The organism is Pedobacter planticolens (assembly GCF_014172375.1).
Classification (GTDB): domain Bacteria; phylum Bacteroidota; class Bacteroidia; order Sphingobacteriales; family Sphingobacteriaceae; genus Pedobacter; species Pedobacter planticolens.
Genome location: NZ_WNXD01000002.1, coordinates 1,676,688 through 1,691,480, shown reverse-complemented (window position 1 = coordinate 1,691,480; position 14,793 = coordinate 1,676,688). Strand labels below are relative to the sequence as shown.

The following is a 14,793-nucleotide window of genomic DNA, read 5'->3' as shown; positions in this document are numbered from 1 at the left end:
TAAATCTGAGCATTTATAAAATCGATTAAATCGAATTACTTTTTATCTGGCACAAAATTCATTGAGATTGAATTTACACAATGACGTGTGTTTTTTGATGTTAAACCTTCCCCTATAAATATGTGACCTAAGTGAGCGCCACAATTTGCACAAACAATTTCTGTACGTTGTCCATCAGCATCTGGTATACGCTTTACTGCACCTTTAATTTCATCATCAAAAGATGGCCAACCACAATGGGCATCAAACTTAGAATCTGATCTATACAAAGCCGCATTGCAACGCTTGCAAGTATAAGTACCCTTTTCGTTAAATTTATCATATTTACCCGTACCCGGATATTCGGTTCCTTTACGAACAATTACATCTTCTTCTTCTTTGGTTAATTTATTGTATTCCATTTTCTTGGTGGTTTTAGATGGAGCTATTTTTTCTTGTTTCTGTGCACAAGCAACTAAGCTTGTTAAGAATAACAGACTTAATGCTAATACTGTTTTATTGATTATTCGTTTCATGTGTGTTATGTTTTTAAACATATACGTTTTGCGGCAAGGTTTGGATTTTAATGCAGCTTATACAAATATAAATAATTGCAAGGCTTTGTTTTTCATGTAAACGTAAGGTTTTGATAACGTTTTGAAACTAAACACAGAGAAAGGGAGTTCACACAGAGAAAATTGTGAGCAGTTAATAATTTAAACCTCTGTGCCTTTCTCTGTGCGCTCTGTGGTAAAAAATCAATTTAACCGCAAAGACGCAAAGTTTTCGCAAAGAAACTAAACACAGAGAAAAGGAGTTCACACAGAGAAAATTGTGAGCAGTTAATAATTTAAACCTCTGTGCTTTTCTCTGTGCGCTCTGTGGTAAAAAATTAATTTAATCGCAAAGACGCAAAGTTTTCGCAAATAAAACTAAACACAGAGAAAAGGAGTTCACACAGAGAAAATTGTGAGCAGTTAATAATTTAAACCTCTCTGCCTTTCTCTGTGCGCTCTGTGGTAAAAAATCAATCATAAAAAAAGCGCTCCACAAATGTGAAACGCTCTTAAATATATTTGGTTATAAACTATTTCTTTAACAATTTGGCCATTGCTTCACCAATTTCAGCTGGGCTTTCTACTACAGTAATTCCGCACTCAGCCATAATTTTCATTTTAGCAGCAGCTGTATCATCGGCACCGCCAACAATTGCACCAGCGTGGCCCATTCTACGTCCTGGAGGCGCAGTTTGACCAGCGATGAAACCAACAACTGGTTTAGTACCATTTGCTTTAATCCACAATGCAGCTTCAGCTTCCATACCACCACCAATTTCACCAATCATGATGATACCTTCAGTTTCTGGATCGTTCATTAACAATTCTACCGCTTCTTTAGTCGTTGTTCCGATAATTGGATCACCACCAATACCGATAGCAGTTGTAATACCTAAACCAGCTTTTACTACTTGGTCTACTGCTTCGTAAGTTAACGTACCAGATTTAGAAACTACACCAACTGTACCTTTTTTGAAGATAAAGCCTGGCATGATACCAATTTTAGCTTCATCAGCAGTAATTACACCTGGACAGTTAGGACCGATTAAACGGCAATCTCTACCTTTTATATAAGATTTTACAGCAATCATATCCTTAGTTGGGATACCTTCTGTAATACAAACAATTACTTTAATACCAGCTTCTGCAGCTTCCATAATTGCATCTGCAGCAAATGCTGGTGGTACAAATATAATAGATACGTTAGCGCCAGCCTTATCAACCGCGTCTTTTACTGTGTTAAATACAGGTCTGTCTAAGTGCGTTTGACCGCCTTTACCAGGTGTTACTCCGCCAACAACGTTTGTACCATAAGCTATCATTTGCTCTGCATGGTACGTACCTTCATTACCCGTAAACCCTTGAACAATTACTTTTGAATCTTTATTTACTAAAACACTCATTCTATCTATTTTTTGTGATGCAAACTTAAGCTAATTGAAATAGATTGTCAAATGCAAAACACAGATAATTGAATAATTTATGATAAAGAAGAGAAATAGGGCATAGGAAATTGATTACATGAATTAGCAAATGGAAATTAGAAAACAAGAACCAACACAACTTAATAAACTTGGACTTATACAACGGAACAAATTAGGAGTTATAACAGCTAAAACCTAAATATATTTGGCTGATGAAAGAATGACACCGAGATTATATCAGGTTAATTACTAGTTCCTGCTTCATTCGCATTTAAGTCGGACTTAGTTCGGGTACAATTGTCACAAGTCCGAACCAACTCCGAACTAACCCCGAACTAAGTCCGAACTAACCCAGTCTCAAAGGTTAATGTTTTATGGGGTATTTACGATGCAGATGTAAAGAAGTTAAGAAAGAAAACAACATGGTTTTTTGCTAAGGAAAATTGATAGACTTATTTGTTTAACCATATACTTTTGACAAATGACGGCCAAATGCCTATTTTTATTCGAATCAAAATTATACCCAATGAAAATTTCAACTCGCTTTTATGCTGTCTTATTTTTTGTAATCTTTCTATTAGCTTTTAATTGTGCTGCTAAATCACAAACCATAGATACGAGTAAATATATTCTTCAGAATGATAAGGACGTTGCCAAGGAAGAAGCTGGCACACACAACGGTGGAGGAAAAACCATTGGCTATAACTTTTTTGGTGATGCTAAAAACTTAAAAACTGTTTTTAGGAAAAGGACGTTAAAAGCTGGTTCATCTATTGGATATCACTTGCAAAAGGAAGATGAAATTTATTATGTGTTGAGTGGGAATGGTAAAATGAAAATGAATGGTGAAACTTTTGCTGTTAAACCCGGCGATGCTATTTTGACCAGACCAGGAAGTTCGCATGGTATTGAGCCAAACCCTGATAATGATTTGACGATTTTAATTGTTTATGCGAAGAAGTAAATATTTATTTCGGTCGGTGAGACACCAACCGATAGATAAAATGTTAATATTTCGAATAGTTAAATTTCTGTGCTTCCTCTAAATAAAAATGGTCTGTAATAAGACTGTTTAATTCATTAACTTTTTTGAGCAAAGAACCTTTTCTTGATTGCTTCTCATTTTGAACAACTTCCATATTATATTTTTCATCTTCATTTATCAATTGCTTTAATGAACCAATGAAGAATGCTTTTTGAGGCGAAACAGAATAACTCTTTTCATAATCTTTTCCATAATGAATTCTTAAATAAACTGAATATTCAGCATAACCATAAATACGAGAATACTGATGTCCAAAGTATGTTCCTCCTTGTTGTAATTCACCATAAATTGAATTAATTAACCTGTATATATTAATAAAGTTTTTCCTATTTCTTTCAGCTTGTTTACCTAAATTTCGTTGTTTCAAGAAATAGGTATACATCAACATATAATCATCCTGACAAACCTCACACCCAAAACTTAAAAAATCTTTCTCTTCAGTATTTTTAGTTATAGATGGGTTTGGCCTGCCGCTATAAGCTACATCAGGGCTTTCCACAATTTCATCTCTAAACTGAGGGATAAGTTTATACGCCAAGCTTAATCTTTTTCTTGAAAAACGAATGGTATCATCTTCATTATAAACTTGAACCACCTCATCTTTTAATAAACTGTCTGGTTTACTTGTTCTAGATTCCACTTTTAATTTGGCAATAGATTTAGAAACACTAATTACTCTTTCTGGTTTACTAGAATTGTTGCACGCTAAAAGAAAAAATAAAGATATTATGCTAAGAAAGTTTCTTTTAAACTGGGGCATTTAGATAATTCATTAATAAAAACACAAGATAATGATTTAGGAATATTGATTGTTTATTAGAAGAAGTAAATATTTATTTCAGTCGGTGAGACACCAACCGATAGATAAAAGAGATTCTTCGCTGCGCTCTGAATGACAAACTTAAAACTCCCTCTCCGAAGGAGAGGGTTGGTGTGAGGCTAAAAATGATCTTCCTCTGCCTTTTCTATTGCTGCTGGACTAATCGCTTTTAAATACTTTTCTTGATCAAATTCGTTTTCGCTTTTGGCAATTACAATGGTTGCAATTCCGTTTCCAATCATGTTGGTAATTGCTCTTGCTTCGCTCATAAAACGATCAACGCCTAATAAAATAGCAATATGCTCTACTGGCATAATTTTCAAAGCTGTTAATGTACTTGCTAATACAATAAAGCCACTGCCCGTAACGCCAGCTGCCCCTTTAGAGGTTACCATTAATACGGCCATGATAGAAATTTGTTCGCCAATGGATAAATCAACATTAAAAACTTGGGTTAAAAAGATAACCGCCATCGCCAAATAAATTGCAGTTCCATCTAAATTAAAAGAATACCCTGTCGGGATAACTAGGCCTACCACAGATTTATCGCAACCTATATCTTCCATCTTTTTCATCATACTCGGCAGTACAGATTCGGATGAAGATGTGCCTAAAACAATTAATATTTCTTGTCGGATGTATTTTAAATATTGCCATAAGCTGAATTTGTAATATCGGCAAATGCCGTTTAGCACCACAAAAATAAACAAGAAACAGGTGAGATAAACGGAGCCCATTAATTTCGCCATTGGCAGCAAAGTACCCAAACCGTATTTACCAACGCAAAAAGCCATTCCACCGAAAGCACCAATCGGCGCAAAACGCATCACCACTTTCATAATGTTGAATAACACTTTAGAGATTTTATCGAAGCTGCTAATTAAAGAATGTCCCTTCTCTCCCATTTTACTTAACCCATAACCAAACAAGATGGCAAAGAATAAGATTTGTAAAATTTCACCTTTGGTAAATGCTTCGAAAATATTTTTAGGAATGATGTGGGCGATAAATTCTAGCCAATTAATCTCACCAGCTTGTGCGGTATAGGTAGCCATTTTGGTTACATCGCCTGGTGGCACTTGTACATTTACACCTGGTTTTAAAACATTTGCCACTACAAGGCCGATGATGATGGCAATGGTGGTTACGATTTCGAAATACAATAATGCTTTACCGCCTACACGACCAACTTTCTTCATATCGCCCATGTGGGCAATACCTAAAACGATGGTAAAGAATATAATTGGGGCAATTAACATGCTAATCATGTTAATAAAACTCTTGCTAATTAACTCGGCGTGGGGCGCAAATGCGGGATAAAAAACGCCCACCAAAACACCTAAAGTGATGGCTACTAAAACTTGAAAGGTTAAATTAGATAAAATCGACTTCATTTAAGTTGAATAAGAATTGAAGATAGGAACATTTTTTATGGACTTATTGTTTTTTTGACAAATTGCATCTGTATTGGATAAGATAGTATTGTTTTATGGGCTAATTTGAGCTATTGAACAAATGAACTAATACATTATCTTTGCACTTACCATGAAGAACCTGAACGTTATACTTACTCTTTTAGCTGGCTTAGCATTTACTATTTACGGATGTAAAAAAGAGACTATTAATGCTAAGAATTTGGTGCAACAACAACTTATTGGGAAGTGGCCGCTTAAGTATACGATTAAAACTATTTACACAAATAACGTTGCTGGCAGCCCTGACACGGTAAAATACAACCCAATTGATACATTAGTTTTTAGTGCTGACGGCAAATTAGTTAGACAAAATACTACTGTAATTTCTACTGGCACATATAGTATCGATGGGACTGGAGATAATATTACTTTTTCTGGAACGCCTGCTATTACGCAAAAGTTGAGTTTTGTAAGGAATACGAGTATTGGTTTGGCTACGGAGACTACAGTAACTAGCGGTAGTATTACGACTAAAACTGTTGTAGAAGATCAGTTGATTAAGTAATCTTAGCTTTTTTGCTACAACACTAAGCTTTTGCTAAAAAAGCAATCTTTTTGTGGTTATTTTTTGTGATTCTGTCGCTTCGCGGACAAACTTTTTTCCTGTAGATGAAAAAAGTATGCAAAAAAATCCACGACTGCGCCCAGCGCTATTAAAGTTTCTGCGAAGGGTAATTGGTGCTTTCCGCACTGGACAAGGTCGATTTTAGGTTAACGAAGAAACATTGCTTAGGCTTGATATGTTGCAAACACAAAGAGGTTAACCCGAGGTTCATATTAAATTGACAGTTTTCTAGGTTAGTTTTTAGCAATACCAACTGATGAAAATTGTAAATCGTATAAACGCTTGTAATAACCATCTAGTTTTAACAGTTGTTGGTGCGTACCTTTTTCTTTGATTTCTCCTTTATCTAATACGATAATTAAATTGGCTTTTTGAATGGTAGATAAGCGATGGGCAATTACAATTGAAGTTCTGCCATGCATTAATTTTTCTATGGCGCTTTGTATTAACATTTCGGTTTCGGTATCAACCGATGAAGTAGCTTCATCTAACACTAAAATTGAGGGCTGATAAACTAATGCTCTAATAAATGAAATTAGCTGTGCTTGCCCTGCAGAAAGTGTTGCGCCACGCTCCATCACATTATAATGATAGCCTCCTGGCAAACGCTCAATAAATTCATGCGCTCCCACTTTTTTAGCTGCATCAACCACTTCATCAAATGTAATTGTAGGATTGTTGAGTGTTATATTATTGAAAATTGTATCAGAAAACAGAAAAACATCTTGTAATACAGTAGCAATATGACTGCGTAAATAACCTAATTCATACTCCTTGATAGGTACGCCGTCTACTTTTATTTCTCCTTTTTGTATTTCATAGAAACGATTTAAAATATTAATAGTTGATGATTTTCCTGCGCCCGTTGCGCCTACCAAAGCAACAGTTTGTCCAGCTTTAACTTCGAAAGAAATATCTTTTAGCACATAATTCTCTTGCTCTGCTTCTTCATCTTGATTATAGCTAAACCAAACTTTATCGAAACTAATAGCTCCCGGCATTTTCTCTGGAGTGTATGTTCCTTTATTCTCGGTGGTTTCTTTAGTATCTAAAACTTTAAAAACACGTTCGGCTCCTACCATACCCATTTGGAGGGTATTAAATTTATCGGCAAGCTCTCTAATTGGTCTAAAAAGCATGTTGATACACATTATAAATGTAGTAATCACTCCAGGTTTTACATCAATTGGGTTTTTTAAAATACTATTTGCTCCGTACCAAATCAACAAACCTAATGACATGGCAGAAATTAATTCTACAACAGGAAAAAAGATAGAATAATACCAATTAGAACGAATATTCGCATCGCGATAGCGAGAATTAATTTTTTTAAACTTTTGATATTCTTGGTTTTCTCTTGCAAAATATTGGATGATGGAAATACCGCTGATATGTTCTTGCAAGTAAGTATTTAGATTCGAAACTTCTGTTCTTATTTCTTGAAATGCAACTTTAATAGATTTCTGAAAAATACGGGTTGCTACAATTAAAAAAGGAACTGGTAATAAAACCACAATTGTCAATTCCCAATCTTTCCAAAGCATAAATCCTATAATTACAATTACTTGCAATAAATCGCCAATCATGGCAATTAAACCTTCAGAAAATATATCCGCAATGGTTTCTAAATCAGAAACAGTTCGCGTAATGAGTTGACCAATTGGTGTTTTATCAAAATACTTTAGTCTCAAATTACTAATGTGGTTAAACACATTTATACGTAAATCTTTAATAGCCGATTGACCTAAAGTATTGGTTAACAACGTTTGGCTATATTGAATAATCGTTTGTAAAACCAGTAGCAATAGCATTAAAATCGTCATTTGCACCAGCCCATTGTAATTGCTTTTTAAAATAAATTCATCTAAAGTATAACCAATTAAAAATGGTCTAACTGGAGCAATTATGGCTAATGAAAGTGTTAAAACCACTGACCATACAAATGTTTTGCGATACGGTTTTACATACTCAAAAACTCTTTTAAGTAAACTAACATTAAACGCATCTCCAGTTATCTTAGACATTCTATATTGTTAAATTGTTGCATTGTTATATTGTTGGTGTTATCTATCTAAATACTAACTACTATATACTAATTACTAATAAATGGATATTCAATTGCTACTAAATACAACCCACAAGCTGGTACCGATTGCCCTGCATTGCTTCTGTTTTTACTTTCTATAATTTGCTCAACTTCTTCTATTTCAATATCTCTTTTGCCCACCAAAATTAAGGTTCCAACAATGGCTCTTACCATATTTCTTAAAAAGCGATCTGCTTTAATGGTAAAAATTAATCCTCCGTCTATTTTTTCAAAGCTTGCTTTGGTTATTTTACAGTTGTTGGTAAAGGTTTGGGTTTTCGATTTGCTAAAGCAAGAGAAATCAGTAAAATTCAATAACAGTTGAGCTGCTTGGTTCATTTTATCGAAATTCAATTCTCCTTTATATAACCAAGAACGATTGATTTTAAAAGGATCTTTCTCAAAATGTAGATGATATCGATAAGCTCGAGCTGTGGCACCAAATCGGGCATGCGCTTCATCACCTACAGCAAAAATCCGCTTTACTGCAATGGTGTAAGGCAATAATGAGTTTATGTTGGTTACCGAATTTGTAACCGTTGCTTCTGGTAAATCCACTACATCAAAATGCGCATAAAACTGAGTTGCATGTACACCTGCATCTGTTCTGCCGCAGCCAAGTGAAATAATATTTTGTCTAAAACATGTGGTTAATGCTTTATCTAAACACTCTTGCACAGTTATCCCGTTAGGTTGTGTTTGCCAACCATGGAAATCTGTACCATCATAACTTAATTCTATAAAATATCTCAATAGTGCAAAAATAGTTTTTTCTAGTTTGCTAGTGTTGTTGATTTGATATATTTGTTAAAATATTTTAGACTTATGATACAAAGAATACAATCGATATGGCTTTTATTGGCAGGCGTAACAATTTGCTGCCTACTTTTTATTCCTATGGTTACAGCAACTGCTGGAAATACTGAATATTATATCAATGCTAATGGTTTATATCAAAAATTAGATGGGGTAAGTACGCTTTTAAAAGGATCTATCCATTTGTTAATTATGACTATTGCTGTTGCGGTTATGTGTTTGATTAACGTTTTTAACTACAAGAACAGAACTTCTCAAAAGCGAATTGCTTATATCAACATTGTTTTTATTATTGCTTTATCTTTTTGGTGTAGCATTTTTGCAAAGAAAATTCCTGGGGGATTAGAAACAGCTAATTATAACATAGGCATGTTTTTACCAGTTATTGCTATTTTCTTCTGCATTTTGGCCATAAGAGGAATTAATAATGATGAAAAATTATTAAGAAGTGCTGATAGATTGAGGTAGAAGGAAAGAGCTTTAATGAACAATATTTCCGTCATCAACCAACTTAGTACGGACAAACAATCTAAATTATGCCTCAAAATATAGCTAGAATTAAGCCCTCTTTAATTATCCTATTCTTCCTATTTACAACACTTTCTGCTGTTGCACAAAATAAGCTCGCCGATAAATTTATTAACGAGTTAAAACAACAAAAGATAGATAGCCTACAAACAAATATTGTACTTGCTTGGGTGAACCTTGAAAATAATGGGCTATACGACTCCCCTTTTTATCCAAGACAAATTATAGCGATAGGTCAAAAACAGAAAAACACTGATGTTGAGGCCCTTGGACTGGCTAATTTGGGTTATTATTTTTATACTACTGAAAATCAACCTCTAGCTTTAGAACAATTCCTAAAAGCAATGCAGTTGGGTGAACAACGAAATAGTCCAAGGGTTATGCTTCGTTTGTATCATCTTATGGGCGTTCATGATGAGCCAAACAGATTAAAATATTTCCAAAAAGCCCTTATGATTGCCAAACAAACTAAAGAAATCAATTGGCAAACATTGATTACATTGGGAATAGGAGACATTTACTTCTTCAAATTAAAGCAATACGATCTGGCTTTACAGCATTATCAACGGGCTTATGAAATGAACTTCCAGTTAAATAAAATGGGAAAGCAGAGCTTTGACCTAGATGTTGATATCCTAACGAGTCTCGGATCTACCTATCAAAAGCTGAATAACCCTACTTTAGCAATAGCTTATTTCCGACTTGGATTACAGGCGGTTTGCAAAGTAAATACAAACCGAGAGTTTACAATGGTTTACGAGAGCTTAGCCAGCTATTTTAAAGAAACCAAAAATGTAGACTCTGCTTTCTATTATGCTTCCAAATTTTACAACTTAACACAAAACAACCCCTCATATATTAAGAAAGCAACAGCCTCACAAATGCTGTACGAAATATATAAAGAAAGAGGAGATACAGGCAATGCGTTAAAATACCATGAAATTTTCACGATAGCCAAAGATAGCTTAAACAGCATTTCCAAAACAAAAAAGCTGGAAAGTTTACTTGTCCAAGAAAAAGAACGACAAAAAGAACTCACTGAAAAAAGAGAACAGGAACAGGAAAGAAATAAAAGAAACCTCCAATATTCGGCCATTGCCTTGGGATTGATTTGCTTTGTTATTTTGTTTTTATTGCTTAGCCGGACAGTAATCGTCAACCAAAAACTTATTAGTTTTTTAGGCACTCTCGCTTTGCTTATTATCTTCGAATTTCTAAACCTATTGCTTCATCCATACTTAGGCGACCTAACACATCATTCTCCAATACTTATGCTGATTACAATGGTTTGTATTGCGGCCATACTCGTTCCCTTGCATCACAAAATAGAACATAAGGTAGTTCACCAACTGATGGAAAAAAACAAACAAGTGAGGTTAGCAGCTGCAAAGAAAATTATTGAACAACAGGAAGACAAGTAATATAATTACAGTTGATAGCGAAACCCCTCTTTTTTACACGATTTATAAAACCTATTGGAGATACTGTTCTTCCTACACAACTAACTTTAATACAGAATAATGAAGCTCCTCATCCACTTTGTGCGTTAGCAGCTAAAGAGTTACAAGATTACCTAGAAAACCAAACGGAATGGCAGCATAATTTTGGTTTAGATGAAAGTGGGCAAGGAACTGTAATTGGTAAAATGTTTGGGGTTTTGGTTGTTCAAAACACAGCAAAAGAGATTGGTTACTTAGCCGCATTTTCGGGCAAATTAGCAGGCTCAAATAGTCATTCAAAATTTGTTCCGCCCGTATTTGATTTATTGACTGAAAACGGTTTCTTGAATAAAGGAATGGAAGAATTGACAGCTATCAATATAGAAATAAAGGCGTTAAAAGAGTTGGATTTTGAAGAGAATAAAGAAGAAATCAACAAACTTAAAGCCAAACGCAAACAACATTCCATCGCCTTACAAAAGGAAATATTTAATCAATATCACTTTTTAAATGAAGCTGGAGAAGAAAAAAGTTTAATTGATATTTTCGCAACGGCTGGATATAAAAACCCTCCGGCAGGTGCTGGTGAATGTGCTGGACCAAAATTATTACAATACGCCTTTCAACATCATTTGAAACCATTAGCATTAACAGAATTTTGGTGGGGATTATCACCTAAATCTGCTACATGGAAACACAAAGAATTTTATCCATGTTGTAAAGAAAAATGTGGGCCGATATTGGCGCATATGCTTAAAGGAATATAGTTAGAACTCTCTTACCAGAACAGGTATTACCATTGTAATTCGTATATTTAAGAGTCTAAGCCACATTATGAAAGTTTTACATTTCATTTTAATTCTATTCATAATACAGTTTTTTACGGCTTGTAATAATAAAAAAATTATGAAAGATGAAGAACCTATTGAAGTAATACATGGATCATTTACAGTAGAAGAGGATGATTTTGAACCGCCTCCACCAGAATTTATTTCTCGTTTTAAGACAGTAAATGAATGGCTTTCTTTTATAGCTGATAATGAAAAACCAAAAAAAACAATTATGAACTATGATATAAATGTCTTTGAAGGTGAGGACGATTATACACTTGCATTAACCGGAACAAATACCTACGAAATTTCAAATACATATCAGCGAATTAAGATTGAATACACTCCCAATCAGATGTATTTTAATTTACCTAAAAGTGAACATAAAGGATTGACAAAAGAGCAGGTATTTGAACATTTAACCGACCAATTAAACAAATTTATTTCAAGTGCTAAATTCAAAAACTCTTTTTTTACTGAAGCAAAATCCATCACTACTGGTTGGAAAGGTAAAATTTGGTCAAGCAAATAATCATTCCATTATCTACCCGTCATACCCAACTCGATTGGGTATCTTAATGCTATAAAAATGCAAATTAGATAGCTTAATGCTTTACGATTCCCGTTTTCACGGGAATGACTGCAAAACAGAATTATGCCCAAAAGTCCAACTCTCTCTTTATCAATAAATTCCTTCCAAAAACTATTTACTTAACACTCAGTAAAATACCGATTATTAACCGTACCTTTGCGGCTTAATTAAAAAATGTTATAATGATAAACCCATTTAGTAAATTGGGGATAAGTGATGACGTTGTTAATGCCGTAAAAGAGCTAGGTTTTGAAAACCCTACGCCTATTCAGGAGCAATCTATTCCTGTACTGTTAGAAGGCAATAACGATTTTGTTGGTTTGGCCCAAACAGGAACAGGAAAAACAGCCGCATTTGGTTTGCCGCTGTTAGAATTAATAGACTTTAAAGTAAATAAGCCGCAAGCACTAATTTTGTGCCCTACGCGTGAACTTTGTCTACAGATTACGAACGACATCAAGAATTTCTCTAAAAACACGCCTAATGCCCATGTAGTTGCCGTTTACGGTGGTGCAAACATTATGCAACAACTACGTGAAATACGCAATGGCGTACAAATAGTAGTGGCCACGCCCGGCCGTATGTTAGATATTATTGGCCGTAAAGCCATTGATTTTACTAACGTTAAATATGTAGTATTGGATGAGGCAGATGAAATGTTAAATATGGGCTTCCAGGAAGACATAAACGACATTTTATCAACTACACCAGACGATAAAAAAACATGGTTATTCTCTGCAACTATGCCTCCAGAGGTACGTCGCATAGCTAAAAACTACATGGAAAATCCTGTAGAATTAACCATGGGTACTAAAAATGCAGGTAATGTAAACATCGAACACGAATATTATATTGTTCGTGCTAGAGATAAATACGCTGCTTTAAAACGGATTGTAGATTTTAACCCTGAAATTTTTGCCGTAGTATTCTGTAAAACCAAGTTGGATACACAGGATGTTGCTGAGCACTTAATTAAAGATGGCTACAATGCTGATGCTTTACACGGCGATTTATCGCAACAACAACGTGATAAAGTAATGCAACGTTTCCGCGATCGTAACATGCAATTATTAATTGCTACAGATGTTGCCGCTCGTGGTATCGATGTAAACAATGTAACTCACGTAGTTAACTATTCTTTACCTGATGAAATAGAAAGTTATACTCACCGTTCTGGCCGTACTGGTCGTGCTGGTAAAACTGGTATCTCAATCTGTATCGTTAACTCAAAAGAAATTGGTAAAATTCGCCAGATTGAACGAATTATTGGTAAACAATTTACAAAAGCAGAATTACCAACAGGTTTTGATGTTTGCGAAAAACAATTGTTCTCATTAATTCACAAAGTTCACAATGTGGAAGTAAATTCTGAGCAAATTGATCAGTATATTCCAAGAATTATGGATGAATTTGCTGAGTTAAGCAAAGAAGATATCATTAAGAAATTTGCTTCATTAGAGTTTAATCGTTTCTTAGATTACTATGCTAACGCACCAGATTTAAACTCTTCTGCAGACGATCGTGGTGATAGAGGTGAGCGTGGCGAAAGAGGAGAACGTGGTGAACGCGGTTCTAGAAATTTCGACAACAGCAATTATACTCGTTTATTTATCAATGTTGGTTCTGTAGATGAATTTACTAGAGGTGATTTATTAGGTTTTGTGTGTAACAACGGCAAAATTTCTGGTAAAGCAGTTGGTAAAATAGATTTGAAAGGTGTTTATTCTTTCATTGAAGTAGAAAACGATACAGTTGATGCTTTGTTCACCAACTTTAAGGATGTTAAATTTAACAACCGTGAAGTAAGAATTGAAAAAAGCGGCGATGCTCCAGTTGGTGGCAGAGGCGAAGGTGGCGAGAGAAGAAGTGGTGGCGGTGAGAGAAGAGGTGGCTTTGGCGGTGGCGAAAGAAGAAGCGGAGGCGGTGGTTTCGGCGGTGGCGAGAGAAGAAGTGGTGGTGGAGATAGAAGAAGCAGCGGCGGAAGCGGAAGACGTGAAGGTGGTAACAGTGGTGGCGGAAGTACTGGTGGCGGTTTCAGAGATTTCTCTGGTCGTAGCCGTGACGATAAAGGTGGAAACACTGGCGGTAGCGGAAGACGCGAAGGCGGTGGTGGTGAAAGAAGACGTAGATCTTAATACCCACAGACCTTATATAACAGAAAAGCCTCGACAAATTGTCGAGGCTTTTCTTGTTTACACACATTCGTCACCCTGAACTTGTTTCAGGGTCTCTCTAGCAAATCAGATGCTGAAATAAATTCAGCATGACGAAGAGCAAATTACTTCCCAGCTGGCCTATTTCTAATCTGACTAGCTTTTAAATAAATCTTCGCTCCTTTGCTATTAATGTAATACTTATTGCTTTTACCATCAATGTAAACATCAGAACCATCTGGTGCCATTTTACCTTTAAATTTTGCATCAACAACTTTCGCAGTGCCTTTTACAGCAACTTCGGCAGTTTTATTTCCTACACTTTTAGCAACCTTGCCTGTTTTTTGTAAAACTTTTCCTGCTTCGGTTTTTTTCTCTTGTGCACTAGCCGTAAAGGTTACCGAAGCTATCATTGCCATGGCAGCTAAACTGCCTATTAAATATTTTTTCGTTTTCATGATATTTCATTTTTCATGTATAACAG

The 14,793-nt window shown here is 35.1% G+C and carries 14 protein-coding genes; 7 read left to right on the top strand and 7 right to left on the bottom strand.

Translation table 11 applies throughout. The annotated features are described in order from the left end of the window. Positions 1-35: 35 nt before the first annotated feature. Entirely contained in the window at positions 36-515 is a 480-nt protein-coding gene (locus GM921_RS16270) for a methionine-R-sulfoxide reductase (protein ID WP_182923686.1), read from the bottom strand. Between the two features lie 551 nt (positions 516-1,066). Further along, complete coding sequence (gene sucD / locus GM921_RS16265; RefSeq protein WP_182923685.1) at positions 1,067-1,939, bottom strand: succinate--CoA ligase subunit alpha; 873 nt, start codon at positions 1,937-1,939, stop codon at positions 1,067-1,069. Between the two features lie 547 nt (positions 1,940-2,486). On the opposite strand from sucD, the gene GM921_RS16260 reads away from it, so the two are divergent. Beyond that, a complete protein-coding gene (locus GM921_RS16260; RefSeq protein ID WP_182923684.1) occupies positions 2,487-2,924 on the top strand; it encodes a cupin domain-containing protein in 438 nt (145 codons plus the stop codon). 43 nt (positions 2,925-2,967) lie between these two features. Here GM921_RS16260 and GM921_RS16255 read toward each other — a convergent pair whose 3' ends face one another. Both GM921_RS16255 and GM921_RS16250 read right to left on the bottom strand, forming a co-directional pair. Beyond that, positions 2,968-3,645, bottom strand: coding sequence for a hypothetical protein (locus tag GM921_RS16255; protein ID WP_182923683.1), 678 nt, complete (start codon positions 3,643-3,645; stop codon positions 2,968-2,970). A 299-nt stretch (positions 3,646-3,944) separates the two neighbouring features. Further along, on the bottom strand, positions 3,945-5,219 hold the full coding sequence (locus GM921_RS16250; RefSeq protein WP_182923682.1) for a dicarboxylate/amino acid:cation symporter: 1,275 nt from the start codon (positions 5,217-5,219) through the stop codon (positions 3,945-3,947). Between the two features lie 151 nt (positions 5,220-5,370). Between GM921_RS16250 and GM921_RS16245 the strand changes: the two genes are divergently transcribed. Beyond that, positions 5,371-5,805 (top strand): hypothetical protein, encoded by a 435-nt coding sequence (locus tag GM921_RS16245; protein WP_182923681.1) that lies wholly within the window; start codon positions 5,371-5,373, stop codon positions 5,803-5,805. A 293-nt stretch (positions 5,806-6,098) separates the two neighbouring features. Here the strand turns inward: GM921_RS16245 and GM921_RS16240 are convergent, their stop codons facing one another. Together GM921_RS16240 and truA are read right to left on the bottom strand one after the other, a co-directional pair. Further along, on the bottom strand, positions 6,099-7,889 hold the full coding sequence (locus GM921_RS16240) for an ABC transporter ATP-binding protein (protein ID WP_182923680.1): 1,791 nt from the start codon (positions 7,887-7,889) through the stop codon (positions 6,099-6,101). 68 nt (positions 7,890-7,957) lie between these two features. Then, a complete protein-coding gene (gene truA, locus GM921_RS16235; protein WP_182923679.1) occupies positions 7,958-8,704 on the bottom strand; it encodes a tRNA pseudouridine(38-40) synthase TruA in 747 nt (248 codons plus the stop codon). A 72-nt stretch (positions 8,705-8,776) separates the two neighbouring features. On the opposite strand from truA, the gene GM921_RS16230 reads away from it, so the two are divergent. From GM921_RS16230 to GM921_RS16210, 5 genes are all read left to right on the top strand, one after another. Then, on the top strand, positions 8,777-9,235 hold the full coding sequence (locus GM921_RS16230) for a DUF4293 domain-containing protein (RefSeq protein ID WP_182923678.1): 459 nt from the start codon (positions 8,777-8,779) through the stop codon (positions 9,233-9,235). Positions 9,236-9,303: 68 nt separating this feature from the next. Further along, positions 9,304-10,716 (top strand): tetratricopeptide repeat protein, encoded by a 1,413-nt coding sequence (locus tag GM921_RS16225; RefSeq protein WP_182923677.1) that lies wholly within the window; start codon positions 9,304-9,306, stop codon positions 10,714-10,716. Between the two features lie 11 nt (positions 10,717-10,727). Further along, on the top strand, positions 10,728-11,501 hold the full coding sequence (locus tag GM921_RS16220; protein ID WP_182923676.1) for a pseudouridylate synthase: 774 nt from the start codon (positions 10,728-10,730) through the stop codon (positions 11,499-11,501). A gap of 139 nt (positions 11,502-11,640) precedes the next feature. Beyond that, positions 11,641-12,096 (top strand): hypothetical protein, encoded by a 456-nt coding sequence (locus GM921_RS16215; protein WP_182923674.1) that lies wholly within the window; start codon positions 11,641-11,643, stop codon positions 12,094-12,096. Positions 12,097-12,338: 242 nt separating this feature from the next. Beyond that, entirely contained in the window at positions 12,339-14,291 is a 1,953-nt protein-coding gene (locus GM921_RS16210) for a DEAD/DEAH box helicase (protein ID WP_182923673.1), read from the top strand. A 143-nt stretch (positions 14,292-14,434) separates the two neighbouring features. Here GM921_RS16210 and GM921_RS16205 read toward each other — a convergent pair whose 3' ends face one another. Continuing rightward, complete coding sequence (locus tag GM921_RS16205) at positions 14,435-14,767, bottom strand: hypothetical protein (RefSeq protein WP_182923672.1); 333 nt, start codon at positions 14,765-14,767, stop codon at positions 14,435-14,437. Between the last annotated feature and the right edge of the window lie 26 nt (positions 14,768-14,793).

Excerpts from the sequence above, each read along its gene's own strand:
- GM921_RS16270 (WP_182923686.1), bottom strand. The coding sequence starts at position 515 with ATGAAACGAATAATCAATAAAACAGTATTAGCATTAAGTCTGTTATTC.
- sucD (WP_182923685.1), bottom strand. The coding sequence starts at position 1,939 with ATGAGTGTTTTAGTAAATAAAGATTCAAAAGTAATTGTTCAAGGGTTT.
- GM921_RS16260 (WP_182923684.1), top strand. The coding sequence starts at position 2,487 with ATGAAAATTTCAACTCGCTTTTATGCTGTCTTATTTTTTGTAATCTTT.
- GM921_RS16250 (WP_182923682.1), bottom strand. The coding sequence starts at position 5,219 with ATGAAGTCGATTTTATCTAATTTAACCTTTCAAGTTTTAGTAGCCATC.
- GM921_RS16245 (WP_182923681.1), top strand. The coding sequence starts at position 5,371 with ATGAAGAACCTGAACGTTATACTTACTCTTTTAGCTGGCTTAGCATTT.
- GM921_RS16240 (WP_182923680.1), bottom strand. The coding sequence starts at position 7,889 with ATGTCTAAGATAACTGGAGATGCGTTTAATGTTAGTTTACTTAAAAGA.
- GM921_RS16230 (WP_182923678.1), top strand. The coding sequence starts at position 8,777 with ATGATACAAAGAATACAATCGATATGGCTTTTATTGGCAGGCGTAACA.
- GM921_RS16225 (WP_182923677.1), top strand. The coding sequence starts at position 9,304 with ATGCCTCAAAATATAGCTAGAATTAAGCCCTCTTTAATTATCCTATTC.
- GM921_RS16215 (WP_182923674.1), top strand. The coding sequence starts at position 11,641 with ATGAAAGATGAAGAACCTATTGAAGTAATACATGGATCATTTACAGTA.
- GM921_RS16210 (WP_182923673.1), top strand. The coding sequence starts at position 12,339 with ATGATAAACCCATTTAGTAAATTGGGGATAAGTGATGACGTTGTTAAT.
- GM921_RS16205 (WP_182923672.1), bottom strand. The coding sequence starts at position 14,767 with ATGAAAACGAAAAAATATTTAATAGGCAGTTTAGCTGCCATGGCAATG.